The 25,263-nt window shown below is 55.6% G+C and carries 20 protein-coding genes and 5 tRNA genes; 8 read left to right on the top strand and 17 right to left on the bottom strand.

Features of this window, described 5'->3' with window-relative positions; translation table 11 throughout:
• Positions 1-25: 25 nt before the first annotated feature.
• The 17 genes from ruvC to BQ7114_RS02105 form a co-directional block, all read right to left on the bottom strand.
• Positions 26-658, bottom strand: a complete 633-nt coding sequence (gene ruvC / locus BQ7114_RS02185) for a crossover junction endodeoxyribonuclease RuvC (protein ID WP_072341365.1) — start codon at positions 656-658, stop codon at positions 26-28.
• Positions 658-1,419 (bottom strand): YebC/PmpR family DNA-binding transcriptional regulator, encoded by a 762-nt coding sequence (locus BQ7114_RS02180; protein ID WP_072341362.1) that lies wholly within the window; start codon positions 1,417-1,419, stop codon positions 658-660. The genes ruvC and BQ7114_RS02180 overlap by 1 nt, the downstream gene beginning before the upstream one ends.
• Positions 1,420-1,452: 33 nt before the next feature.
• Positions 1,453-2,004 (bottom strand): NUDIX hydrolase, encoded by a 552-nt coding sequence (locus BQ7114_RS02175; RefSeq protein ID WP_072341359.1) that lies wholly within the window; start codon positions 2,002-2,004, stop codon positions 1,453-1,455.
• On the bottom strand, positions 1,985-2,476 hold the full coding sequence (locus BQ7114_RS02170; RefSeq protein ID WP_143236776.1) for a hypothetical protein: 492 nt from the start codon (positions 2,474-2,476) through the stop codon (positions 1,985-1,987). The genes BQ7114_RS02175 and BQ7114_RS02170 overlap by 20 nt, the downstream gene beginning before the upstream one ends.
• Positions 2,477-2,493: 17 nt before the next feature.
• Positions 2,494-3,669: a glycosyltransferase family 4 protein gene (locus BQ7114_RS02165; RefSeq protein WP_072341352.1), complete on the bottom strand. Its 1,176-nt coding sequence runs from the start codon at positions 3,667-3,669 to the stop codon at positions 2,494-2,496.
• Positions 3,666-4,556: a phosphatidylinositol mannoside acyltransferase gene (locus BQ7114_RS02160; protein ID WP_072341349.1), complete on the bottom strand. Its 891-nt coding sequence runs from the start codon at positions 4,554-4,556 to the stop codon at positions 3,666-3,668. Before BQ7114_RS02160 ends, BQ7114_RS02165 begins: the two co-directional genes overlap by 4 nt.
• Positions 4,553-5,173: a phosphatidylinositol phosphate synthase gene (gene pgsA / locus BQ7114_RS02155; protein ID WP_072341346.1), complete on the bottom strand. Its 621-nt coding sequence runs from the start codon at positions 5,171-5,173 to the stop codon at positions 4,553-4,555. Before pgsA ends, BQ7114_RS02160 begins: the two co-directional genes overlap by 4 nt.
• Positions 5,173-5,715, bottom strand: coding sequence for an HIT family protein (locus tag BQ7114_RS02150; protein WP_072341343.1), 543 nt, complete (start codon positions 5,713-5,715; stop codon positions 5,173-5,175). Before BQ7114_RS02150 ends, pgsA begins: the two co-directional genes overlap by 1 nt.
• Complete coding sequence (thrS, locus tag BQ7114_RS02145; protein ID WP_072341340.1) at positions 5,715-7,712, bottom strand: threonine--tRNA ligase; 1,998 nt, start codon at positions 7,710-7,712, stop codon at positions 5,715-5,717. Before thrS ends, BQ7114_RS02150 begins: the two co-directional genes overlap by 1 nt.
• Before the next feature lie 81 nt (positions 7,713-7,793).
• Entirely contained in the window at positions 7,794-8,843 is a 1,050-nt protein-coding gene (locus BQ7114_RS02140) for a lipid II:glycine glycyltransferase FemX (RefSeq protein ID WP_072341337.1), read from the bottom strand.
• 90 nt (positions 8,844-8,933) lie between these two features.
• Positions 8,934-9,008, bottom strand: a tRNA-Val gene (locus tag BQ7114_RS02135).
• Between the two features lies 1 nt (position 9,009).
• Positions 9,010-9,080 (bottom strand) — tRNA-Cys (locus tag BQ7114_RS02130).
• A 33-nt stretch (positions 9,081-9,113) separates the two neighbouring features.
• Positions 9,114-9,186: transfer RNA gene (locus BQ7114_RS02125), tRNA-Gly, on the bottom strand.
• A gap of 89 nt (positions 9,187-9,275) precedes the next feature.
• Complete coding sequence (locus BQ7114_RS02120) at positions 9,276-11,183, bottom strand: heavy metal translocating P-type ATPase (protein WP_230205946.1); 1,908 nt, start codon at positions 11,181-11,183, stop codon at positions 9,276-9,278.
• 168 nt (positions 11,184-11,351) lie between these two features.
• Positions 11,352-13,352, bottom strand: a complete 2,001-nt coding sequence (locus BQ7114_RS02115) for a prealbumin-like fold domain-containing protein (protein WP_143236775.1) — start codon at positions 13,350-13,352, stop codon at positions 11,352-11,354.
• Positions 13,353-13,500: 148 nt separating this feature from the next.
• Positions 13,501-13,575 (bottom strand) — tRNA-Val (locus BQ7114_RS02110).
• 1 nt (position 13,576) lies between these two features.
• Positions 13,577-13,649 (bottom strand) — tRNA-Gly (locus tag BQ7114_RS02105).
• Positions 13,650-13,930: 281 nt separating this feature from the next.
• On the opposite strand from BQ7114_RS02105, the gene BQ7114_RS02100 reads away from it, so the two are divergent.
• The 8 genes from BQ7114_RS02100 to treY all read left to right on the top strand — a co-directional run bounded on the left by BQ7114_RS02100 (position 13,931) and on the right by treY (position 25,261).
• Entirely contained in the window at positions 13,931-14,611 is a 681-nt protein-coding gene (locus BQ7114_RS02100; RefSeq protein WP_195906699.1) for a sensor histidine kinase, read from the top strand.
• Complete coding sequence (locus BQ7114_RS02095) at positions 14,608-15,282, top strand: response regulator transcription factor (protein ID WP_072341324.1); 675 nt, start codon at positions 14,608-14,610, stop codon at positions 15,280-15,282. Before BQ7114_RS02100 ends, BQ7114_RS02095 begins: the two co-directional genes overlap by 4 nt.
• A 115-nt stretch (positions 15,283-15,397) precedes the next feature.
• Complete coding sequence (locus BQ7114_RS02090; RefSeq protein WP_072341321.1) at positions 15,398-16,777, top strand: MFS transporter; 1,380 nt, start codon at positions 15,398-15,400, stop codon at positions 16,775-16,777.
• A 72-nt stretch (positions 16,778-16,849) separates the two neighbouring features.
• Entirely contained in the window at positions 16,850-17,854 is a 1,005-nt protein-coding gene (locus tag BQ7114_RS02085) for an extracellular solute-binding protein (RefSeq protein WP_195906698.1), read from the top strand.
• Entirely contained in the window at positions 17,851-19,458 is a 1,608-nt protein-coding gene (locus BQ7114_RS02080) for an ABC transporter permease family protein (protein WP_072341317.1), read from the top strand. Before BQ7114_RS02085 ends, BQ7114_RS02080 begins: the two co-directional genes overlap by 4 nt.
• The gene (locus tag BQ7114_RS02075; protein WP_072341314.1) at positions 19,455-20,549 is read left to right on the top strand and encodes an ABC transporter ATP-binding protein; all 1,095 of its coding nucleotides are present in this window, start codon (positions 19,455-19,457) and stop codon (positions 20,547-20,549) included. The genes BQ7114_RS02080 and BQ7114_RS02075 overlap by 4 nt, the downstream gene beginning before the upstream one ends.
• A gap of 100 nt (positions 20,550-20,649) precedes the next feature.
• Entirely contained in the window at positions 20,650-22,767 is a 2,118-nt protein-coding gene (gene glgX / locus BQ7114_RS02070) for a glycogen debranching protein GlgX (protein ID WP_072341311.1), read from the top strand.
• Positions 22,760-25,261, top strand: a complete 2,502-nt coding sequence (treY, locus tag BQ7114_RS02065; RefSeq protein ID WP_072341308.1) for a malto-oligosyltrehalose synthase — start codon at positions 22,760-22,762, stop codon at positions 25,259-25,261. Before glgX ends, treY begins: the two co-directional genes overlap by 8 nt.
• The last annotated feature ends 2 nt before the right edge of the window (positions 25,262-25,263 follow it).

The raw sequence follows: 25,263 nt of genomic DNA, 5'->3' as shown, positions 1-25,263 counted from the left end.
GTGCTCCTTTAGTCCTGCAACAACCCTAACGCTTACCCTGGACACGCGGATCAACTGCACCCTTACGGCGCGTTGCCGCGATCGCATTTGCCCACTGCTGCTGAGCGGCAGTCATCTTGCCTCGAGCAGACACTCCACCGGACAGCGACACATTAATATCGCCATCCTGACCTGCGCCCTGCAGCCCCGTGCCGCGCCACGCGTGGCAGATTGCAATTGCGAGTGCGTCCGCCGCATCGGCCGGCTTAGGCACCTTTTGTAATCCAAGCACGCGCGCAACCATATGCTGTACCTGCGCCTTGCCGGCAGTGCCCGAACCCGTGACTGCCGCTTTCACCTCTGATGGTGTATGAATCGCGAGTGGCAACCCTGCCCTACCTGCACACAGCATCGCCACACCCATAACCTGCATCGTTGTAGTTACCGACTGGAGGTTATCCTGGGCAAAAACGCGTTCAATCGCCATGACCTCGGGCTCGTGAGCTTTTATTGCGAGGTCTATTTCATCCCCAATTTTTGCAAGCCGAAAATGTGTGGCCAAAGACTGCGAGCTACGGGCCACCCCAACATGAACGAGGCTGGTACGACGCGCGGCATCGACGTCAACAACGCCGATGCCGCAACGGGTCAAACCCGGATCAATACCGAGTACGCGCACTACTCTTCCTCTTGGAATTCCTTTAGCACTTCGTCGGAAGCAGTGAAGTTCGTGTAGATATCTTGTACGTCATCAGACTCTTCTAAAGCATCAATCATGTTCATGATCTTGCGCACGCCTTCAGCTTCCAGCTCCACCTTGGTAGAAGGTACAAAACCAACCTCTGCCGAGTTGTAGTCAATGCCCTCCTCCTGCAAAGCGGTACGGACGGCCACCAAATCATTTGGCTGGCACAAGATGTGGAATTCATCGCCCTGAACCTCTACCTCTTCAGCGCCGGCATCAAGCACGGCCATGAGGATCGAGTCTTCATCCGTATCGCCCTGGTTAGGCACCTCAATAATGCCCTTACGAGCAAACAGGTACGAAACCGAACCCGGATCGGCAAGCGAGCCACCCGAACGCGTGAAAGCAACACGCACATCTGACGCGGCGCGGTTGCGGTTATCGGTCAAGCACTCAACTAGAACCGCGACGCCATTGGGACCATAACCTTCGTACATGATGGTTTCCCAGTCAGCGCCACCGCTTTCTTCACCCGAACCGCGCTTGCGCGCGCGTTCAATGTTGTCGTTGGGAACCGAGTTCTTCTTTGCCTTTTGAATAGCATCGTAAAGGGTTGGGTTAGCATCCGGATCGCCACCACCCGTGCGAGCCGCTACCTCAATGTTCTTTACAAGACGAGCAAAAAGCTTGCCGCGCTTCGCGTCAATTGCAGCCTTCTTGTGCTTGGTAGTCGCCCACTTTGAATGCCCTGACATGAAGAACCTCCCAAAACTGTTTTAACCGCTTAGTTACGTTTTATTGTACTCATCGATTTTAACGCAAGAATGCGTGCCTTCGTTATCTCGCCATTTCACCAGCAAGTGAGGCAACTGGCTGGGGAAAATATTCTCTTTTTCTCCTAGCTCCATCAGCTCGTCCACATCGAACCAGCGCATTTCATCCAGCAGGTTGCGCTCGTCATTACTCCAATGCGAATAGTCCAGCTCCACCGCGGCCACACGCGCTATGAAGAACTGTTCGATCTGCCGGCGCGTGCGGTCAGCGAAGAACATTTTCGCATCCCTGCAAATGACCGGGCCTTCCAGATCACGCGCATCCAACTTGATGCCCGTTTCCTCAAAACACTCGCGCACCGCCGCTTCGCGATGGCTCTCCCCCGCTTCTAAGCCGCCGCCCACCGTGAACCACCAAGAGTGATCCAAATCATTGGCGTCATGGCCGTGTACAAGTAGCACGCGGTCCGCCTCGTCAATCAAAATGACTCGCGCCGCATGTCGAGTGGGCAATCCATCCTCACCAATCGGCCATTCGTACTCTTTTTCAAGCACGAGGAACCTCATCGTCAAAGTCAAACGGTTCAGGCATAGGTGCTCGTCCAGCCAGGCGGAACATCCGCACGTCCGGCTGTGAACGTAGTCTTACCACCTGCGCTACCTGCTGATTATAGAAGCGCCTTGCCGCGCGTAGTTCGAAGCCATTGGTGCGCAGTTCTTGGGCAACCTGCGGATTCTCGCGCTCAATCTGGTCCCAAGCTCGCACGAGCCAAGCAGAAATACCGGACTCGCCTGCCCCCGCGTGCCCGCTTTGCTCAGCAGGCGCGCCTGACAGCAACTGTTCTAACTCTTCGGCTTCAAAACCCGCCCCAAAAGAACCATCATTCAAAGCAGTTCTAAGGATTTGGCGGCGGGTCTTCAAATGGTTGAACATGACCACGCGAGCCTGCTCCACCTGCCTATGCAAGCGGTCTACACGCCGCGCTCGCGAAACCAGCCACATCCCCACCAGCACAAGCAGAAGGAGAACTAAAGCCAAAACCTTTACTCCCACAACTAATCCCTTCTGCTGGCAAAATACTGGCGCAACGAATCTATCAGCGTATCCGTGTTCTCTACCTCCACACTGGCGCTGCCGACCACGGTGGCATATACCGCGAGGATCTTGTCCGTCACCACACCCCAGTCGTACATCTTCGACGCCTCGTGCCCCGTTGCGGCCAACCGGGCAGCCTCTTCGGGGCGGGCGAGGACATCGTTAATAACCCGCGCTAAATCGGCCGAGTCAGCCGAGGTGAATAGGCGCCCCAGAGCACCCCCGTTTAGCACCAGGCGGAAAGCCTCAATATCTGAAGCGATCACCAGCGTTCCAGCCGACATCGCTTCAACCAGGACGATCCCGAAGGATTCTCCTCCAGTTTGTGGTGCGATATAGGCGGTTGCCCCGTGATAGAGCGAGTTGCGAGTCTGTGGATCCACGTCGCCTGCAAACTCGACGTTGTCCGGGTACTTCTCCATCAGCTCGCGAACCGGCGTATCATCGCCGCGCCCGGCAATGATAAAGCGAACATTCGGATGCCGGGCCACAACCTCATCTATTGCGCCGGCTAGCACGTGCAATCCCTTGCGCGGCTCATCGATGCGTCCAATCCAAAATAATGTCGGGCGCTCCAGCGTGCCCTTCCACTTTTCAATATCGGGAGCAGTGGCAAACGGCTCGCGATAAACCCCGTTGGGAATGATGACCGCGTCACCGCCCTGGTGTTCGATGAGGGTTCTACGCGCCTCGTTGGACACCGCGATTCGTCCGCTAATGCGATCGAGTAGAGGCCGTAGAACCGGGACGGCGAGCTTCAACGACCTCGATTTCACCATTGAGGTGTGGAACGTGGCAACGATAGGGCTTTTGGAACTTGCCAAGGCAATCAGCGAGATTGAGGGGGCCAGAGGCTCATGAATATGCACAACATCGAATTTGCCTTCTTCAAGCCACGCTTTTGTTTCACTCACCGCCTTGGGGCTAAGGGACAACTGGGCAACCGAACCGTTGTAAGGCACCGAGTAAGACCCCGACACCTTGCAAACAAAATCGGGAACATCGGCCTTTTCAACCGGCGCGAGCACACTTACCTCATGCCCGCGACGAATAAGCTCAGTTGCAAGATCATTCACGTGATATTGCACTCCACCTGGCGAATCAAACGAGTACGGGCAAACAATCCCGATCTTCACTGCGTGTCCTCCCTCTTGGCGCGTTCCCTAGCGCGAGCGAGGCGCGCTGGATCTAGATCCTCTACAAACAGCGGTTGCATCATGTGCCAGTCCGTAAGGTTCGTTCTAATGAGCGGCACAATAGCATCCACCCAACGCTGCGTATCAGCCGGGACGTCGCCGGTTACCTCTACCTGCCTGGCGTGCAGGTGATAGGTTGGCTCGCGGCCCGGCAAACGGCTCATGTGAAGGGAAAACAGCGGAGCGCCCAACTGGCTAGCAAGAGCGGCCGGCCCAGCCGCAACCAGCGCCCTGTGGCCGCCAAAGTCCACTTCAATGCCGCTACCTGAAATATCGCGATCGGCAAGCAACGGAACTATCACATGCCTGCCACGCACGTATTCGCGTAGCTGCTCGAACACACCCCTTTTTGCAGGGAACACCTTCATGCCAAGCGCTGCGCGGCTTTCCACGAAGTAGTCGAATAACTCCGGCGGTTCGAGGGCCTCTGCAACCGTAACGACGGGGGCAAGATGAAACGAGGCGAAGGCCGCAGCTAGATCCCAGTTTCCCCCGTGGGTCATCGCGATAACGATAGGGCCGTCCTCTTGAGCAACCGCCTGGCACAGATCGTAGTCAACAGACACACTTCGTGTAATCCGCGCTTTGCTCCACCCGGGCAGCGAAGGAGACTGGGCGAACATTTCAAAATAGGATGCAAACGCCGCGCGTATATGCGCGCTATCCAACGGTTTGTCGCTAAGGCGCTGATGGTTTGCAATCAGTTGCGTCTTGGACTTGGAGTTAAATAACGAGGCTACAACGCCGCCGCCTCGACCAAGGCCCGCTGCTACTCGCGGGTTCACGTGTCCAAGCGCCTTAAAAGTTGTAACGAGGCCGTGGCTCACTTACCGCTCAGCTCCCGCTTCGCAGCGAAAATGCGCTGTGCCACCGTAAAGAGTGAAGCAAAGGCAACCCAGGAAAGGGCGATCACCATGACCCAAAGCGGCAGACCCAAGCCAACCAGGAACGCGCCCACAAGCCCAACAATTAACCTGTCCGTACGTTCGGCGATCCCCACCTTGGCTTGCGCCCCCACGGCCTCGGCCCGCGCTCGAGCATATGAAACCGTCACCGCACCAATCATTGAGATGAGGCCAGCTATGAACGCCCAAGTTCTCTCCAAGGAAGGAGCAAACTGCGTAGCGATCGCAAAAGTGAGGGACCCAAACACGGCACCATCACTGAGCCGGTCAAGAGTGGAATCGAGGAAGGCCCCATAGGTAGATGCGCCACCGGTCAGCCGCGCTAGAGTCCCATCAAGCGAGTCTGCGAATAGGATCACTGCCAGCACAATTGGCCCGATTATCCATTGTCCCGTTCCTAAAAGGCCTACCGCGGTCGCGATAGATAGGACCGTACCCACTACCGTCACTTGGTTCGGTGTGATGCCAAGGCGAGCAAGCACTTTGGCTGGCGCGGTGAAAACCTGCTTCACCAGTCCTCTGCCGTGATTTCCGAGCACTACACACGCTCCCAGTTTTCAACCAGAATCTGCCGCGCGTCCTCAATCAACTGCGGCACGGCCTTGGTCTGGCCAATCACGGGCAAGAAGTTCGCATCCCCCTTATAACGAGGTACAACGTGCTGATGCAGGTGCGCCGCAATACCTGCGCCCGCTACCTCGCCCTGATTCATTCCCAGGTTGAAACCCTGCGCACCCACGGCCTTGGTGAGTACCTCCATCGCGCGCACGGTTAGCTCCGCAATCTCGCCTCGCTCTTCCACGCTGATGTCCGGATACAGCGAAATATGCCGATAGGGGCACACCAGTAGGTGGCCAGAGTTATATGGAAATAGATTCATGAGGACGAAAGCATGCTCGCCTCGATGAACAATCAGCCCTTCTTCATCACTAAGCGAAGGTGCGCGGCAGAACGGACAGTCACAGCTGCTGGGCGTTGCCGGCTTTTCTTCACCCTCAACATACGCCATGCGGTGCGGCGTCCACAGACGCTGGAATGCGTCCGGGACCCCCGCAAACTGAAGTGAGCTTTCGACCTCCATCAGTTATTTCGCCGTTCCTTCACAGCTGTAACGATGCGTGCCACTGCCTCGTCAACGGGCACGTTGTTATCTTGTGAACCGTCCCTGAAGCGGAACGAGACCGCGCTGGCTTCGACGTCCTCGCCGCCCGCAATCAGGGTGAACGGAATCTTGTCCTTCGACGCATTGCGGATCTTCTTACCGAAACGGTCATCCGACTTGTCCACTTCTACGCGAATGCCTTGCGCACGAAGCTTGCCCGCCACTTCCTCCAAATAGTCCGTGAAGACGTCGGCGACCGGAATCGCGCGAACCTGGACGGGGGCGAGCCACGCCGGGAAAGCACCCGCGTAGTGTTCGGTGAGGACAGCAAAGAAACGCTCGATGGAGCCAAACAGAGCGCGGTGAATCATCACCGGACGTTTGAGCGTGCCATCAGCCGCAGTGTATTCAAGCTCGAAACGCTCAGGCAGGTTGAAGTCCAACTGGATCGTGGACATTTGCCAGGTGCGCCCGATAGCGTCCTTAGCCTGCACCGAAATCTTCGGACCGTAGAATGCTGCTCCGCCCGGATCTGGAACCAGGTCCAAGCCCGAAGCGGTAGCCACCTCTTCGAGCGTGCGAGTTGCCTCTTCCCACGTCGCATCATCGCCCACAAACTTGTGCGGATCCTTCGTGGACAGCTCCAGATAAAAATCATCGAGGCCGTAATCGCGAAGCAAGTCCAGTACGAACTCAAGGAGGCCGGTTAGCTCATCTTTCATCTGTTCACGCGTGCAGTAGATATGCGCATCATCCTGGGTAAACCCGCGTCCGCGAGCGAGGCCATGCACCACGCCCGACTTCTCGTAACGGTAAACCGTACCGAACTCGAACAGTCGCAGCGGGAGATCGCGGTAAGAACGCCCCTTCGACGCGAAAATCAGATTGTGCATAGGGCAGTTCATTGGCTTCAGGTAATAATCCTGCCCCTCCTTCACAACCTTTCCGGTCTCTTCATCAACAACCTCGTCCAGGTGCATCGCCGGGTACATACCGTCCTTGTACCAGCTCAGGTGGCCCGACTTCTCAAAAAGCGCACCCTTAGTGATATGGGGCGTGTACACGAAGTCATAGCCGGCCTCAATATGACGCCTGCGCGAGTACTCCTCCATCTCCATACGGACAATGCCGCCCTTCGGGTGGAACACTGCCAAACCGGACCCAACCTCGTCCGGGAATGAGAACAGGTCAAGCTCGTTGCCCAGCTTGCGGTGATCGCGCCTTTCAGCTTCCTCAAGACGGGTGATGTAAGCCGTCAGTTCATCCTTCGATGGCCACGCAGTGCCGTAAATGCGCTGTAACTGGTCGTTAGCCTGGTTACCCAACCAGTATGCGGCCGAAGTCTTCATCAACTTAAAGCCATTCCCGATCAGCTTCGTATTAGGAATGTGCGGACCGCGACAAAGATCGGTCCAAACCGTCTCGTCCTTGCGATTGCGGTTGTCGTACATCGTGAGCTCGCTGCCCCCGACCTCAACAGAAGCGCCTTCGGCGTCCGTATTCCCCTTTGATGAGATGAGGTGAAGCTTATACGGCTGATCGGCCAGCTCGGCCTCGGCCTCTTTGGCAGACACGACGCGGCGGCGGAAAACCTGCCCCTCCTTCACGATGCGCTTCATACGCTTCTCGATCTCTTTGAGATCCTCGGGGGTGAACGGGTCTACGTTGCCGAAATCGTAGTAGAAACCATCCTTGACCGGAGGACCGATGCCCAAGTTAACCTGCGGGTTGATATCTTGCACTGCCTGTGCCATTACGTGCGTACACGAGTGACGCAGGATGGCCAAACCTTCATCAGAGCTGATATCAATGCCTTCGACGGTGGCACCCTCAGGGATCTCCAGGTACAGATCCTTAGCCTCGCCGTTTACTCGCATCGCGATAATCATGCGCTGATCCTTGAAGAACTCCGTACCGGTGGTACCCGCTTCAATAGCGACTTCTTCACCATCAATTTGCGCCCTGATTTCGGCCACGAGAACTCCTAATAATCTTCTCAACAAACTACTAGTTGTTATCGTACCGCGCTCGCACGGTCCAGTGTAAAAGGTAGCGGGCTATCGAACCTTGTTGAGGAGCTTTTCACCCAGGGCTCGCGCACCCGTATAGGCGCGTTTACCCTGCTTGGCGATGCGCAACCCATCGAAGAGGACCGGGTGCACGGGAAGGTCCCACGCACCGTCGACCTCGATTGCAGCCGCGGCGAAGCGCCGCTTATAGATCCCGAGCTCATACAGTTCTGGGAACCTTGTAGAATCCACGCCCATGAGGTCGAGGCTAACTATGCCTTCTTTACCCAACTCCATTGTTGTCCAGCAATCCAAGTACTCGCTGGCCAGCACCTCTCTACCCGCGCTAGAGTGCGCCCCGTAGTAGGCTGCGGCTTCACCATCATTCATAACGATCATTACCCAAGCAACTATGGCGCCCTCGTAGCGAACCCCGTACAGACGCGCGTGATTCGGGCGAAGCGCATCCAGCATGTTCCAGTACACACTTATCGGGTGGATCGAGAAACCATTGCGATTCGCCGTCTCTGCAATGACAGCGTAAATCTCGTTGAAAGCTTCACGATCAATGTCGGTAAGGTCAACGGCCTGCGCCCCTCCCTCCTGCGCGCGTTTGAACGAGCGACGCATGGAGCGACGTCCATCCTTCGGCATTGCGGCAAGCATCTTTTCCATGTCGCCACCACACGTGTCGATCAATACCGTCCTGTCATACGACATCGTATTGATCAGCTCTTTCAGATCCGGAGCCGAATACCTCGCATGCAGGCGCACGAACGCAACCTTTGGGTCGCGTTTCCTCACTTCTGAGACAAGTGCCTCGCGGAACGCAGCCTCGTTGTCAGGCGACTGCGAACGCAACCAGACGGGGCCCTTCTTTGCCCACAGGAACTTCACGCCGCGAATGTCATGTTCGGTTAGCGAGATTAGTGCGATAGTCCGCCCGGACTTTACAAACTCATACCGACCAAAAACCCTGCGGCCAACCCGCGTCTCGAAATCGTCCCATGCGTCAGATTGTTCGACTGGAAGAGGCTTCACGCCAGCTGCCTTAACTTTCATTTCTTCAGCCGAGATGCGAATCAACTCAAAAGTCATGGAACTCCCCGTCGTCAGATGCTTTAACAATGCTACATGTTAAACCGGTTTGGAATAGCCCGTAGCAATACGGCGAGGAGGAAAAAGCACTGGTGGGCGATACTGGGTTCGAACCAGTGACCTCTTCCGTGTGAAGGAAGCGCGCTACCACTGCGCCAATCGCCCGAGGTGGGTACCGGATTCGAACCGGTGTATACGGCTTTGCAGGCCGCTGCCTAACCACTCGGCCAACCCACCAAAGTTGGATTACCAGCGACCTGGCCCCAACAGAGCGGATGACGGGACTCGAACCCGCGACCCTCACCTTGGCAAGGTGATGCTCTACCAACTGAGCCACATCCGCGTACTGGACACACCATTTAGCGTGTTGCTGTTTGGTGCATGCGATACTTTACGCGATTTATTTCAGTAGAACAAATCCGCGCAACAAGCCTAGGCCTCAACGATCAAAGACTTTAGAGAATTCAGCTTTGTGGGACTCTCTTCTTCATCAAATTTCTTCAGCACTTCATTGATTGGTGTCTCGTCCTTACCGGGGCGGGCTGCCAGTAGTGCCCACAAAATGCATGCCAGGTCGATGATTTCCTGCATGAACGCACCAACTACGGCGGGCATCACGCCGGTTGCGCCAATCAGCATGAGGATTACCGATAGGCCCACGCCAATACCAATCGCTTGCATGGCAACCCTCATTGTTCGCTTACCGATGGTGACAGACCTTGCGGCACGGTAAATGTCGTCTAGCATCACAACCACATCAGCAGACTCAGAAGCTGCGGATGAGCCTCGCGCTCCCATCGCGATGCCAACATTTGCAACTGCCAGGACGGGAGCATCATTAACGCCATCGCCTACCGCCACAACCGGGTGTTTAGCCGATTTCACTGCGTCAACTTTTTGCTTGGGCAGTAGTGAGTAGCGGACCTCGTCAATACCAACCATGTTGGCAATAGATTTCGCAGTTTCCTCGCCATCTCCGGTGATCATCATGACGTGCTCTACACCAAAGTCTTTGAAAGCTGCAACCGTGGTGGCCGCGTCTGGACGCACCTTATCTTCCAGGCTGAACGCGCCCGCCCACTTACCATCTACGCGCGCGTGGACCAGAATCTGCCCAGAATGGAGCTTCACGCGCTTGATGCCATCGCTTAGCCACGAACCGGAGCCAACCTCTACCTTGTGACCAAGGACCTCGCCGGTAACACCCTTGCCGGTTGTCTCGGTAACGTTTTGCGCTAAAGGCATCTGAATGTCCAGCTGGTTTGCAGCCGCCACAATCGCGGAGGCAAGGACGTGCGCAGAGTAGCTTTCAACGGCAGCAACCATGGCGAATAGTTCCGCCCCGTCAACGCCCTCCGCCACGTGAATATGGGAGAGCTGTGGGTCACCAAAAGTAAGCGTACCTGTCTTATCCATTGCAACCGTGTTGATTTTTGAAAGACGCTCGAGTGTTCCCGAGTCTTTGATAATGATGCCTTCCTTCGCCGAACGGTTCATGCCGCCCAGGAATGCAACAGGCGCCGCAATGAGCAGCGGGCACGGCGTTGCTACAACGAGCACCTCAGCGATGCGAACCATGTCGCCCGAAATCCAGTAGGCGATGCCCGCAATGATGAACGCGAACACGGTGAATGGAACCGCAACCTTATCCGCCAGGCGCACCGCCGGAGCCTGAGAATCCTGTGCTTGTCGAACCAGCTCAATGATCTTCTGATACTGGGACTGTGCCGCAACCGCTGTAGCGCTCATGATAATCGCGTCCGCACCGTTAACGCCGCCAGAAAGCAGCTCATCTCCCTTGTGGTGTTCCACCGGAAGAGGCTCTCCAGTCAGCGAGGATTCCTCAGTCAGAGCAAAATCTGACTCCAATACGCCATCCACCGGCACCACTTCGCCTGGCCGCACAAGCAGGCGAGCACCGAGTTCAATCTCTTCGATCGGTACGTCCTTTGGCACCCCGGCGTCATCCAATATATGGGCGACGGTGGGCGCGCCCTCCAAGAGACCCGTTAGCTGCGACTTCGCTCTATTGCCAGCGAAGTCTTCCAACGCTTCGCCGCCCGAAAGCATGAGGCAAACGATTAGGGCGGCCCAATACTCGCCCACCAAAACCGTCGAGACTATCGCAGTTATGGCAAGAAGGTCCACGCCCCACGCACCTGACATGATTTCCGTCACCATGTCCCACGCGAGGATCAGGGCCATCACAAGAGCGAATGCCGAAACGTACCAGCGCACCCAGCCCACATTGCCGAGCTCAAGAAGGCCGGCCGTTACACCAACAAAGAGCGTTGCACCAACTTGCGGGTACGACTTGAAGAACTTGAAAACAGAACGCATAGCCACATTGTCATATACGAAAACTCGGTTTTCCAGCATGAGTAGGCTGTCCTAACTACCATGGAAGCCCTCTAGAAACAGCGGGTTCTGTAATTAAATCGGGTGCCTGGTAGATACCAGACACCCGATTTAATTCGCGCGGCTGTTAGTCACGCCGCATGCATACCGTTACCGTGCGTTCTTCTTACGAACGACAGTGAGTACCGCTCCTGCTGCGAACAGAATTACCGCAGCGGGCCACAGGGGTGCTACACCGGTCTTTGGCAGATGCGGAGTAGGCGGCTGCGTAGTCGGAGTAGTTGGCTCCGTGCTCGGCTCGGTGCTCGGCTCCGTAGTTGGCTCCGTGCTCGGCTCCGTGGTTGGAGGAGGCGGAGTCTTGTAGTTCTTGACGTTAACGTCTACGGGAACCACCACAGGATTGCCCTCATCGTCCTGTTCTGTCTGCAATGGAACCTCAAATGGAATGTATTCATTCAAGATCTCATAATCCTTCGGGGCACCAATTTCGCGAGCGAAGTAATTGCCCGGCTCCAGGGCAGGTTCCCCTTCGGGCGCAAACGTACCATCTGCTCCAGTGGTAAACGAACCATCTGCGTTAAAGCCTTCTAGCACAACCTTACGAACCAGCTTGCTCTCGCAGTTGGCCGGGGTGGTATTGAGCATCTCCTGCAGTTCACTCGGTGAGGACGGGGTACGCACCGGGCATACGGTGATCTCTTCCGTGTTGGTCAAATCTGGCTCAACACCACAAGGGGATGGTTTATCGTTGACCAGCTGATACAGCTCAAAGTGTGCACCTGCCAGAGCACTGCCGTCCCCGTCCTGCTTAGAGAGCTTGAACGTGCCAGGATTCTTCTTGTAGGTGAAATACATGTGCTGCGTCTCTACGCCCGGCGTCTTGTGATACGACAGCTCGAAGTTTGGCGCCTTTACGCGCACGTAGTTAGGCATATCCATACGCCCGTCTTCAAGGATCGGCAGGTCGTTGTCAACGTAGGTATAACCAGGGATCTCCTTCTTCACCGAATCAAATGTCGGCTTGTAAGGAATGTTCTTATCCCCGTGAGGGAAGAACTTTTGCGATTCATCGTCCCAATTCATCAGTCTCAAACCCGAAAGCGACGTCCAGTTTCCTGGTTGCCCTACGTAGAACTCGTACGGGTAACGCGCTAGTGCATAACTGCCAGAGCCATCTTGGAACGTAACCTCTCCAGGATTCTCCACTACCCCAGCTAGCTCGGGGTAGATGTCGGTGATGCTCTGCTGCGCCATCACAGGCTCCAGCAATTGATCTTCCAGACATGTGATGGTGGTGTAAGTCGATCCCTCGATCGGGCCGGACCAGAATGACTGGCGTCGATTCGGAATCTTTGCCTCTTCGTCGACATTCTGTACCGCACGGTATTCAGAATCAAGAACATAGCGATAGTCGGCGTAGGCTGGAATGCTCACGTACAGGCCGTTTGCCTTTGCGCCAATCGATCCACCTTGAGTGTCACCGGTTGAACCGGTGCCAATGGACATACCCGCCTGATCACCATCAGCGGGCAGGTACGCGTCCCACTGGAAGGTGTGTACTTCGTCATTGTAAAACTCGTCGTCAAAAACGACGTGTATCGGCTTAAAGAAATCGGTCACCTTGTCATTGAAATGCTTCCAAGAGCCATCCGCATTCTTCTCGACTACCTGCTCTTGATTAGACGGGTCATACTTATCCGCGGGCACCAGCTCGCCATCGAGTTTGAAGTTTTCAACTGGCTTCCAGGTGTACGGATCGTTATCGCTTCTTCTGGTGTACTGCCACGTCACGCCAAAGCGGAAATTAAGCGTCGGAGCCATGTCTGGGTCAACAGTGTCGAATTTAAACTTCATGGTAGTACGCACGCCATCACATGGATTAAGTTTCGCTTTGAAACCGAAGTGTGAAAGCGGTGTAACTTCGTTCTCATCGGACCTGATGCAGCCATCTCCCGGGTCGCCCTGTTTCCAATCCGGATCAACCTGGCCGTGGATCCACTCAAAGCTCAGGTCGTAGTCAGGGAACGGTCTTTCAGCTGCCTGTGCGGGAGCAGAAGAAATGGTATTAAAAACCAAAAGCGTAACGAATAGCAACGCACTCAGAGCCAGTGCGAGCCCTCGTTTTAAGACTAATATTCTTGAATCGGTCAAGGTCTTCCCCTTCAAAGTGCTGCAGGCAGATTCTAACTAGCTCAGGAACAAGAAAGTGCCCGGGTACGGATGGGTACAATAGGACTATATGCCTACACAGGCAGAAAACAAAGTAAAACGACGAAAGCGGCTCCTTCGAGCCGCTTGGTGGTGGGCGATACTGGGATCGAACCAGTGACCCCTTCCGTGTCGAGGAAGTGCGCTACCGCTGCGCCAATCGCCCGAGCGGATGACGGGACTCGAACCCGCGACCCTCACCTTGGCAAGGTGATGCTCTACCAACTGAGCCACATCCGCGTAAGTGTCCTTTAATGAACATCGACAAGCTTAACGGACATTCTAGATTTTGGCAAAACCAACACAGCCGCGCCCCAAAACGCCTATATCGTGCGGATTACTCGCGCAAAACTCACGCGGATGCAAAGATAGGAACGGTGATCTTAGTTACGTCATCTTTCAACATTTGGCTCTCCTGTCTGGGCCTGATCGCGCTCATATCGGCATTTCTCATGGCGCGTGCCTGGCGCAAACACCGAAAGAGCAAAAAACCAAACCATGTCGCGACAGTTGTTCAGAGCATGGATGTGCTATCCCATGAAATACGAACGCCTCTTTCACTCATCAAAGGAGCCGCTGAGCTCCTTGAATCGGCCGGCCCCCTTACCGAAGAACAACAACAGTTCACCAAAACCATTCAAGCCAATGCCGAACATGCCATCACCACCGCCGAAGACTTCCTAACCCTTGCCAAACTAGACGCAGGCGAAGGACGCCTTGCCCTCCAAAACTTCGACCTGCGTGAGCTCACCCGCGACACGGCCCGAGAGATGCGCTCAATACACGACTTCCCTATCCTCCTAACGGACTCTGGCGAACCGCTTCCCATCACCGCTGATCCTGCCCTAATAAAACACGTGTTGTGGAACCTCATAAATAACGCTGTGCGCCACGCCGGATCCGACAGTCAAATCCTCGTACACACCTACCCCAGCTCAAACAACAGATGCATCGAAGTACGCGACCTCGGCTCCGGAATCAACCCCAGCAAAAGAGACTCGCTCTTCGTTCCGTTCCAGCAACTCGGAGCGAATGGGCACACACCCGCCGGGCAGGGCGCCGGCCTCGGCCTCGCAATCGTCGATAGAATCGTTGCACTTCACAGCGGAGAAGTGCTCGTAGACAGCCTGTGGGGACGCGGAACCTCCATTCACGTCCTCCTGCCAAACACTCCAACGCAACCGGTTAGGAAGCGCAAATGAAACACCTTGCACTCGTTGTCGACGATGAGAGACAAATGACAGAAATCGTCAGCTTCGCCCTCGAAACAGTCGGGTTTGACACAATCACCGCACCCGACGGTGCTCGCGCCTGGCAACTCTTCCAAACCCGGCCGGTTAACCTTGTGATTCTCGATCTCATGCTGCCCGATATATCCGGAGCGACCCTCGCCAAACGCATTAGAGCTAACTCGGATGTGCCCATCATCATGCTCACAGCGCTTGGGGATACCGAGCAACGCGTTGCCGGCCTTGAGGCGGGAGCCGACGACTACATTGCGAAACCATTTTCTCCCCAAGAACTAATCCTTCGTGCCAAGGCAATCGTTCGCCGCGCCGCTCCCACACCCGCTGAGCCCGTTACGAATGTCGGACCGGTAATGATCAAAATGGACGCAGTGTACGTCAATGGAACAGCTTTAGACCTATCCGAGATCGAACGAAAACTATTCCGCTCCCTGCTCAATCACCGAGGTGAAGTTGTACCTGTGCGCACCCTCCTCAACGAAGTTTGGAGTACCGCAGCCACTGCGGGCGGGCGCAACATGGTAAAAACCACCGTTTATCGGTTGCGGAAGAAGTTGGAAGCCGCGGGATTAGCCGAAAACACTATCCAATCAGTACGCGGACGCGGCTACACGCTGTCTATGTAACAACGCTGTTACCAAGTGTGACCGTCGCACGCGAAGGTGTTACTCCCCTACAGTCAGACTGGGAGCGTAGGCCAAAAGGCTAAGCTCAATTCTCGACTGCACATTGGAGTGCCAAATGAATAACTCCTCGATTCCAAAGTGGCTACGCGCCCCCGCGCCTGTAAAGCGCCTGCCTCGGGACGTCGTTGACCACATGTACCCGCGCCTTCGACTCCAAGTATTTCTTGGCATCTTCATCGGCTACGCGGGTTTCTACCTAATTCGCAACAACATTTCTGCGGTGGCACCGCTCCTCATGAAGGACACGGGCATCGACACCGTGGGGATTGGTATCATCGCTAACGCCGTACTGTTCTCCTACGGCCTGTCGAAGTTCTTCTCCGCAATGCTGTCCGACCGCTCGAACGCACGCTACTTCCTGCCTCTCGGTCTTGCACTTTCCGCGGTGACGAACCTCCTCGTAGCGTTCGCACCGTGGGCCACCGCCTCGGTTGGCATCTTCGCAACCGTCATGTTCATAAACGGGTGGTTCCAAGGCATGGGCTGGCCTCCGTCAGGGCGCGTACTCGTGCACTGGTTCTCCACCTCGGAACGCGGCTGGAAAACCTCCCTGTGGAACACCGCTCACAACGTTGGCGGCGCAGGTCTTCCCGCCCTCATCGGCGTTGGTCTTGCCTGGACATCCAACAGCTGGCAAGCAGCCTTCTGGGTGCCTGCCGTAGTTGCCCTGATTGTTGCAGTAATTGCATTCTTCCTTATCCGTGATACCCCCGAATCAATGGGCCTACCTCCAATCGAGGAATACCGCAACGACCCGGCCAAGGTCACCGTACAAGAAGGTGCACAGATGTCCGCTAAGGAACTCATCTTTAAGCACGTTCTAACCAACCACACCATTGTCATGCTGGCTGTTGCGAACGTATTCGTCTATTCACTGCGTTATGGTGTGCTCTCTTGGATCACTGTGTTCCTTGCCGACAAGCACCACGCCGAAATTGGATCCGGACTGGTTGGTTACGCGGTATTCGAACTCGCCGGCATCCTCGGCACCATCCTTTGCGGCTGGCTATCCGACTCCGTATTTAAGGGATACCGTTCCGGCACCGGCATTCTATTCACCATTGCAACTGCAATCGCCATTGCTGCCTACTGGCTCATGCCGGTTGGCACCCCAATGTGGATATTAATCACCCTCGTAGGTCTTATCGGCGGTCTCATTTACGGACCCGTCATGCTGATCGGGCTACAGGCAATCGACCTGTCGCCCAGCAACGTCGCCGGCACGGCAGCGGGTTTCACCGGCCTGTTTGGCTACCTGCTTGGCGCTACCCTTGCGTCTACGGGCGTTGGCATCATCGTCCACAAGCTCGGCTGGGACGCAACCTTTATTTGCTTCATCGTTTTCGCCATCATGACCGTGATCCTGTTCGCGATCGTCGGCCGCGACGAGAAGAAACTCATGGCGCAGCGGAATGCAGGCCATCCCGCTAACTAGACATCCACCTGGATGAATGGGAATCAATGTGGGGCGCGGCTTTGCCGCGCCCCACTTGGCTACACTTACAGCATGCGTATCCGACCCCGCTTGGTGATGGGCTCCCTGGTCTGCGCCCTGCTCTTTGCGGCGTGCGCACCCACAAGTGAGCTCACCTTTCTGTGTTCTAACGACGAATCTGTATGTGAACAGTGGCGTGCAGATTTCGAACACGACTCGGGTATTTCCACTCGATTTTTACGCCTCCCCACCTCGGAAGCCCTTGCACGTCTGACTTCTACACGCGCTGAACCTGAGTTTGACATCTGGGTAGGTGGCCCGTCAGACGGATACGCCCTGGCCAAAGAACGAAACCTCTTGCAGTCATACAGGCCAAAGCATTCAGATGCCATTCCTAAGCAGTTTAAAGACGAAGACGCTGCTTGGTTTGGCGTCTACGGATCCGTTCTGGCTCTTTGCTCCAACCCAGATGTTCTGGAGGCAAACGATCTTCTACGCCCAACAAGTTGGAAGGATTTGGAGAATCCGAGTCTGAAAACATGGATTTCGGCATCCTCTCCCCTTACCTCAGGCACCGCGTTCACCGCGCTTTGGACACAAGCACAGCTTTTTGGATCCGAGGCGGAGGACCACCTCGAAAAAGTTTATGCAAATGTCGCGCGGTTCACCCACTCGGGCACGGCACCCGCAAGCGTGGTTGCGGCGGGTGATGCGGCAGTTGCGATTAGCTTCGCACCCTACTGTGAGCAACAGTTTGATTCCGGGGTGCAGCTCGATGTGACGTATCCGAGCGAGGGCACGTTTTACGAGGTTGGCGGCGCTGGACTTCTTGCGGGCACGCGCGCACAAGCTGAGGCTGAGGCAATGCTGGATTGGCTTTCAAGCAAGCCAGGCCAGGAAGCGATAGCGAAGGCTGGCATTCCCCAAAGTCCGATCAATAGGCAGCTACCGAACAACCTGGAGAGTCTCTTGGCAACGTCTAACGTGAAGATTTTGGATGCAACTGCAGGTGAGGTGGCACAAGACCGTGCGTGGTGGTTGGAATGGGCAGCAAAGCGTCTGGAGTTTTCTAAATGAGTTGGAAGCGCCTGCAAGCTAACATGCCCGTGATCTTTGACACGATCGCTACCGTAGTTCTGGCTTTCAGCATGATGATTGGGTTTGGCTATCCGTCATTCATTTTAGTTTTTAATGCTATGGCAAGTAATACGAATGTGACGGGCGACGAGGTATTTATACCCGTGTTTTGGTCAGTGCTTGACAGCTCTATAATTGCTTGCATTGCTACTGTAATCGCAGTTATTTTGACGGCGGTAAATCGATCATTGCCTCGTACCATTTCCCACATTTTCGACGCGATTATTCTTATTCCAGCAACGTTTTCTCCATTTATTATTGGCGCCGCTCTCACACGTGGGATAGGGCGCGGTGGCATGTTGGATTCGGGGGTATTGCCTCCTTTCTTCGGGCGCTCCGCCGTTATAATCACATTCACCTTGGCGCTGTTGCCTTACGCTTATGCGCTTTTGCGCCTAGCAACTCTGAAAGTTCCGCTAGCGCTGATTGACATTTGCCGCGTAAACGGGGCTGGCGAGTGGAAGATATTTAGGCACACCGTGTGGCCCAGAATGAGGCGTGGCATTCCGCTTGCCTGGCTAGTGGTATTTATCCTGTCTATCTCTGATCCAGTTGTTCCCTCCCTGCTGTCATATCCGTATCCGAACGCCTCGCGGGCGGTCTGGACGCTGACAACCGCGCTCGGTGATACCGGCGGAGCAGCACGCATATCCTTAGCTCTGTTGTTAGCAACACTTGGGCTTGGTGCGATCGCTTTTCGTGCTTTGGAATCGCCCGACCTATTCGGGGCGTTTCGTGGCGTCGAGCCAGACAATAACCGCACTTCGTTCTCCCAGCCTGTGGGTTTGGCATTATGGCCACGGGTGGCTTTGATGAGCACCTTGACGATAGTGATCACTGCCCCAGCGCTATTTACGATCGCCCGGGCGGATACGAACCAGACTTCCTCATCTCCCGCGGTATTCACCACCACGCTTATCATCTCGATTTTCACGGTTGTAGCCTCTATCGTGATTGCGGGTAGCGGACTGTGGCTGAAAGCGCGCCGGCCGAGCCGCCACATGATCGATGTAGTGTTCGGCCTCGCCCTAGTGGTTCCCGGTGCCACTACAGGAAGCGCCCTTGGCCTCGCTTACGGGCCATCTTCGCACCTTGCTACGAGCCTCTCCCCACTGGCGCAATCCGTTATTACATCATTACTAACTGTCACCGCATACCTGACTTTGAGTGCGCCTCTTACCTACGTGAGCGTACGTGCCTATGGCAGTGTGCTCCCCCGACAGGATTTTGAAACCGCACTCATGCTTGGTGCAAGCGTTGTACGGGCTACCCGGGTCAGCGCACAAACGTGGTTGCGCCAATCTGTGGCTATGTCCGTCACCATCGTGCTCGCTGTTAGCGCAGTGAGCGTCGCGCCCATCATGTGGGTGACGTCCCCTTCCACGCCGCTACTCGTGCCCTACCTATACCGGCTTATCGATCACGCGGAATTTGGCCCTGCTGCTATCCTCGCCCTCGCAATCTCCGCCATCATTTTGTTACTACTGCCTATTACGTCCCTGCTACTCAGGATTCGCACCAGCCGCCAGGGAGGCCGATCATGAAACCCAACTTGAGCCTTCAAAACCTCAATCTCACGCGCCATGGCCGTCTTGTGTTACATAACATTGATCTTGAAGTCTATCCTGGCGAACTTGTTGTTCTTCTCGGTCCTTCCGGCGCTGGCAAATCCACACTTTTGCGAGTTATTAGCGGCCTCACACGCCCCAGCACTGGCACGCTGCGCATGGCCGACAAGGATGTTAGCTCCCTTCCGCCCCAACAGCGTCCCAGCGCCATGGTCATGGATTCTCCCGCACTCTTTGGCCACATGACCGTGCAACAAAACATTGCCTTCGCCGTAAACCGTAACTTGTTTGATTCGACTCCTGACGAGCAAGTTGTTGTTGCAATGACCGTGTTGAACATTCGGGACTTGGCAAATCGTTACCCTGCAGAGCTTTCCACCGGACAACGTCAAAAAGTGTCGCTGGCTAGAACCCTGGTGCGCCGGCCGCAAGTGCTTCTCTTTGACGAACCACTGGCACACGTTGACGCATTCTCCGCCAAAACCCTGCGTAGCGAAATCCTGCGCGTGCACCAGCGAATGAACTGCGCGTCCATTTACATCACACACGATGTGAAAGAAGCCTTCTCCATAGCAGACCGCATTATCTACCTCGAAGACGGACACATCGTGCAGGATGACCTTCCACAAGAAATTCACGACGGGCCCGCAACAGTTTCAATTGCCAAACACCTTGGCGCAACCACGATCATTTCCACCCCTGCGAATACGAAGAGACTATTGTCCGGTGAGGTATTGGCTCGTGCATATGTTCTTGGCAACGACCTCACGATCGCCGCATCGCCTAGCATCGACGAGGGTAAGGATTTGCCGATCGTTATTATCGGATACCCCGACTCGGTAAGCATTCAGCCCGTAAAATCTGCCTCACGCTTTCCCATCCGCGGCAACATCGGGCAGATAGTTCAAAGCACTTACACAGGCGAAACCTACCAGCTCCGCATAGAAACTGAACGCGGCGCGATTAGTACGGAAGTTCCGGCCAGCGAGTTTGCTGGTAGCGAAGGAGATCACGTCACAATAACGCTACGCGACGACTTGCTCTGGGCACTACCTTCCCAAAACTAGCCGCCAATGCTGCGCCTCATCAAACACGATTTGCGCGACAAAAATAACAAAGCTTGGCCATCGCATGGTTTAGCGCCCTAGAGTATGACACGCTAGAAGCATGCAAATTTGGCCTGGAGAACCCTACCCGCTCGGCGCAACATTCGACGGAACGGGAACGAACTTCGCAGTATTTTCTTCTGTGGCAGACTCGGTAGAGCTCTGCTTGCTAGACGAAGACCGCAACGAACAACGCATCGCGCTTACCGAAGTAGACGCACACGTGTGGCACGCCTACCTGCCCGGCATACTGCCCGGACAGCGCTACGGCTACCGCGTATACGGACCCTACGAGCCCGAGAACGGGCACCGGTGCGACCCCACCAAACTTTTACTTGACCCATATGCCAAAGCAATCGACGGGCAGGTAACCACCTCGGAATCCCTGTACTCATACAAGTTTGAGGATCCGAATGAGCGAAACGAAACAGACTCGATTGCAGACACCATGGTCTCAATCGTTATTAACCCGTTTTTTGATTGGGGCCACGACCGTCCGCCAAACCACGAGTACCACAACACGGTCATCTACGAAGCTCATGTAAAAGGCATGACCGCAAGACACCCTGAGATTCCAAACGAAATTAAAGGCACTTACGCGGGCATGGCTCATCCCGCAGTCATCGAACACCTCACGCAACTTGGCATTACCGCGGTGGAGCTCATGCCGGTCCACCAGTTTGTAAACGACCCTCATCTACAAGAAAAAGGGCTATCGAACTACTGGGGATACAACACGATCGGCTTCTTCGCACCCCACAGCTCCTACGCCACTCAAGGGGGTGGCCAGCAGGTGCAAGAGTTCAAACAAATGGTCAAGGCCTACCACGAGGCCGGTATCGAAGTGATCCTCGACGTCGTGTATAACCACACCGCTGAGGGCAACCACATGGGCCCCACCCTGTCGTTCCGCGGCCTGGACAATGCCGCTTACTACCGCCTCGTTGATGAGGACAAGCGTCACTACTTCGACACGACGGGCACGGGTAACTCACTGCTAATGAACTCTCCCCACGTGCTACAGCTAATCATGGATTCGCTACGGTACTGGGTTACCGAAATGCACGTGGACGGCTTCCGCTTTGACCTCGCTTCGACTCTCGCAAGGCAATTCCACGAGGTAGACCGACTCTCTGCATTCTTCGACCTCATTCACCAAGATCCCATCGTCTCGCAGGTAAAACTCATCGCAGAACCGTGGGACGTGGGCGTTGGTGGCTACCAAGTAGGTGGATTCCCTCCCCTGTGGTCCGAATGGAATGGCCAGTACCGCGACACTGTTCGCGACTTCTGGCGCGGTGAGTTTTCTTCCCTTCCCGCATTCGCCTCCCGCCTCTCCGGTTCGGCGGACCTCTACGAACATTCTGGCCGCCTGCCCATGGCATCAATCAACTTCGTAACCGCCCACGATGGCTTCACCATGCGTGACCTCGTCACATACAACGACAAGCACAACGAAGCCAATGGTGAGGACGGGCACGACGGCGAATCAAACAACCGCTCCTGGAACCACGGAGTCGAAGGCCCTACCGACGATCCCGAGATAATTAGCCTGCGGCTTCGTCAGCAGCGCAACTTCCTGACCACTCTCGCAGTCTCCCAGGGCGTGCCCATGATCTCGCATGGCGACGAGATGGGGCGCACCCAAGGTGGCAACAACAACACGTATTGTCAAGACAACGAGATCTCGTGGGTGGACTGGGAACTCGACGCCGAGCAAAAAGAGCTACTAGCTTTTGCGAACCGCGTGATTGCACTGCGCCACGACCATCCCGTGTTCAGACGGAGGCGCTTCTACAAAGGGCTAGCCAAACGCGGCGGCGAATCCGACCTAGGCGAAATCGAGTGGTTCAACTCGGGCGGCCAGCACATGACCGAAGAGGAATGGGACCAGGCGTGGGCGCGCTCCACCATGATTTTCCTCAACGGCCTCGCAATCAATGAACCCGACGAGCGCGGCAGGGAAATCATCGACGATGATTTCATCCTCTGTTTTAACGCCTCCCCCGACGACATTGACTTCACCCTGCCCAAGCAAACCTACGGGAAAACCTGGAGTACAGTCCTTAACACGGCTGATGACTTGGACCAGTCGAAACACGACGCCAACGCTAAGGTGAATGTGACCGCCAGGTCGATACTCATACTCAGGAGCCCGCGAGGTAACGAAGATGAATAATCCACACCCCCACCTTCCAGCGGAAGGAAAACGCACCCCCATATCTACGTATCGCCTTCAGGTGAATGAAAAGTTCCCCTTTAGCGCGGCCGAGGAGGCGCTTCCCTACCTGGTGGATCTAGGGGTAACGGACGTCTATCTTTCGCCTATCCTGCAAGCGGCGCCCGGAAGCCTGCACGGTTATGACGTGGTGGACCACACCCACATTTCAGTACAGCTCGGCGGATTGGAAGCCTTTAAAGCGTTTTCTGATCGCGCTCACGAACTGGGGTTGCACGTCATCGTTGACATTGTTCCCAACCACATGGCCGTGCCCACACCCGTATGGCATAACAAAGCCATGTGGTCCGTGCTTAAACACGGCGCCGAGTCGGGCTACGCGAACTGGTTCGACATTGACGTGGACTCCCCGATACTGATGCCCGTCCTTGGCAAACGCATTGGCCAGGTACTGGCAGACCAAGAAATTCAACTTGAAAAAATGGTGGTCCCCACCGAGCCTCAATACGGCGAGCAATGGGTTCTTACATACTACGAGCACGTGTTCCCCGTTGCTAAAGGCACCGAATCACTTCCACTCTCGGTACTCATCGAGCGCCAACACTATCGCCTGGCGCACTGGAAGGTAGCCGACGAAGAGCTGAACTACCGCAGATTCTTTGACGTGGGTACGCTCGCCGGCCTGCGCATAGAGCAAGAGGAAGTATTCCAAGCCACGCACGCGTTGATTCTTGACCTGGTCCAAACCGGATACATTGACGGTCTGCGCGTAGATCACCCAGATGGCCTCGCAAATCCAACCGAATACTTCAAACGTCTGCACGAGGCGACGGGCGGCCAGTGGATTGTTGCCGAGAAGATTCTTGAAGGTGATGAAGAGTTGCCCTCTAACTGGCCTGTAGCTGGCACCACCGGCTATGACACGGCGTGGCGACTGCATGCGCTACTCACCGAGCCAGCCGGCGCAATGCCGCTTGGGGCGATTATGCAGAACATTGCGGGAGACTCGCCGTCCTCGCTTCCATCGATCATTCGCGCGGCTAAAGCGCAGATCATTGACACCTCGCTTGCGGCAGAAGTTCGCCGAGTTGGCACTCTAATCTGGCAGATTTGTCAAGAAGACATTCGCCTGCGCGACTACACGTTCCGCTCACTCATCGATTGCCTGCGTGAACTCGTAATCGAGTTTGACCGCTACCGCGCATACGTGACCGCCCTCGAGCCCGTTTCCGATGCTACCCGCTCGGTTGTTGAAGACGCTGCTGCGCGTGCCCGGACCCGGCTCGATGATGACCTCGACGACGCAATGGACGTTATCGTTGGCCTCGTTCTTGGTGACGAGGTTGGCTCTGCTGGCCTAGACGTAAGTGATGAGCGTCGCCGCGAGGTGATGGTACGCTTCCAACAAATTTGCGGAGCCGTACAAGCTAAGGGTGTTGAAGACACCGCCTTCTACCGCTGGACCCACATGACTTCCCTTAATGAAGTGGGATCTACGCCCGAGGTATTTAGCCTCGACATTGACCGATTCCACGCTTTTGAGTCCAAACTCCAAAGCAACTGGACTGCAACCATGACGTGTGGCACGACGCACGACACTAAGAGGGGCGAGGATGTGCGCGCACGCATCTCACTGCTTTCGCAGCGCTCCAAAGACTGGGCCAGCCTATTGAACGAAATGCGCGCCCTATCACGCGAATACTGCCCTGCTCATGTTGATGGACGCGCGGAAAACCTCATGTGGCAAACGATTGTGGGCACATGGGGAGCAACCGATCGCATCACCGCGGATAGGCTGACCGAATACCTCACCAAAGCGATTCGGGAACAAAAAGAGTGGACTTCGTGGACCAGCTCCGATGAACGCCGCGAACAAGAGTTCTTGGAATACGCCTGCGCAATCATTTCAGATCCGCAGATCATCGAGCTGTTAGACAAATGGTGTGCGTCCAACACGGACCTACTGCGCTCGGTCATCCTCCCAATGAAAGCGCTGCAATTGACTTTGCCGGGCGTTGCGGACGTTTACCAGGGCACTGAGATCACCGCGACTTCCCTTGTAGATCCTGACAACCGTCGGCCAGTAGACTTCCCGGGGCTTTCACAAATGCTGGACAAAGTTTTTGCCTCGTCCCCGCAGAGCCTGGATGAAGAAAAGATGCTAATCACCGCATCACTACTACGTCTTCGCCGAGACTTGCCTAACGTTTTCGTATCCAAGGATTCGGGATACCAGGCACTTCCTACCTCGTCAGGTCACTGCGTCGCGTTTGCCCGCACGCTCGCCGACGAACCTCGCGTAGTCACGGTTGCAACCAGGCGGAAGGCCGCCCTCGATGAGATCGGCGGCTGGGACGAAGTCTCGGTTGTTCTGCCCGACGGATCGTGGCAAGACGTATTCACGGGCGAGGTTTTCGAGGGCGGAGCAACGCCGGCTACCGATCTGCTCGACACTTTCCCGGTATCCGTACTCAAGAAGATTGAGGAAAACTAAAC

Origin of the sequence: Actinomyces urinae (genome assembly GCF_900119695.1) — a bacterium.
Lineage (GTDB): Bacteria > Actinomycetota > Actinomycetes > Actinomycetales > Actinomycetaceae > Gleimia > Gleimia urinae.
Note: the sequence above shows the minus strand (reverse complement) of the source record. Positions and strands in the feature narration are given on the sequence as shown.

Coding starts and splice junctions, on each gene's coding strand:
- BQ7114_RS02085 (WP_195906698.1), top strand. CDS start 16,850: ATGCGTATCCGACCCCGCTTGGTGATGGGCTCCCTGGTCTGCGCCCTG.
- treY (WP_072341308.1), top strand. CDS start 22,760: ATGAATAATCCACACCCCCACCTTCCAGCGGAAGGAAAACGCACCCCC.
- BQ7114_RS02120 (WP_230205946.1), bottom strand. CDS start 11,183: ATGCGTTCTGTTTTCAAGTTCTTCAAGTCGTACCCGCAAGTTGGTGCA.
- BQ7114_RS02095 (WP_072341324.1), top strand. CDS start 14,608: ATGAAACACCTTGCACTCGTTGTCGACGATGAGAGACAAATGACAGAA.
- BQ7114_RS02180 (WP_072341362.1), bottom strand. CDS start 1,419: ATGTCAGGGCATTCAAAGTGGGCGACTACCAAGCACAAGAAGGCTGCA.
- BQ7114_RS02090 (WP_072341321.1), top strand. CDS start 15,398: ATGAATAACTCCTCGATTCCAAAGTGGCTACGCGCCCCCGCGCCTGTA.
- BQ7114_RS02150 (WP_072341343.1), bottom strand. CDS start 5,715: ATGGAGGTCGAAAGCTCACTTCAGTTTGCGGGGGTCCCGGACGCATTC.
- BQ7114_RS02175 (WP_072341359.1), bottom strand. CDS start 2,004: ATGAGGTTCCTCGTGCTTGAAAAAGAGTACGAATGGCCGATTGGTGAG.
- BQ7114_RS02140 (WP_072341337.1), bottom strand. CDS start 8,843: ATGACTTTTGAGTTGATTCGCATCTCGGCTGAAGAAATGAAAGTTAAG.
- BQ7114_RS02080 (WP_072341317.1), top strand. CDS start 17,851: ATGAGTTGGAAGCGCCTGCAAGCTAACATGCCCGTGATCTTTGACACG.
- glgX (WP_072341311.1), top strand. CDS start 20,650: ATGCAAATTTGGCCTGGAGAACCCTACCCGCTCGGCGCAACATTCGAC.
- BQ7114_RS02075 (WP_072341314.1), top strand. CDS start 19,455: ATGAAACCCAACTTGAGCCTTCAAAACCTCAATCTCACGCGCCATGGC.
- BQ7114_RS02100 (WP_195906699.1), top strand. CDS start 13,931: ATGGATGTGCTATCCCATGAAATACGAACGCCTCTTTCACTCATCAAA.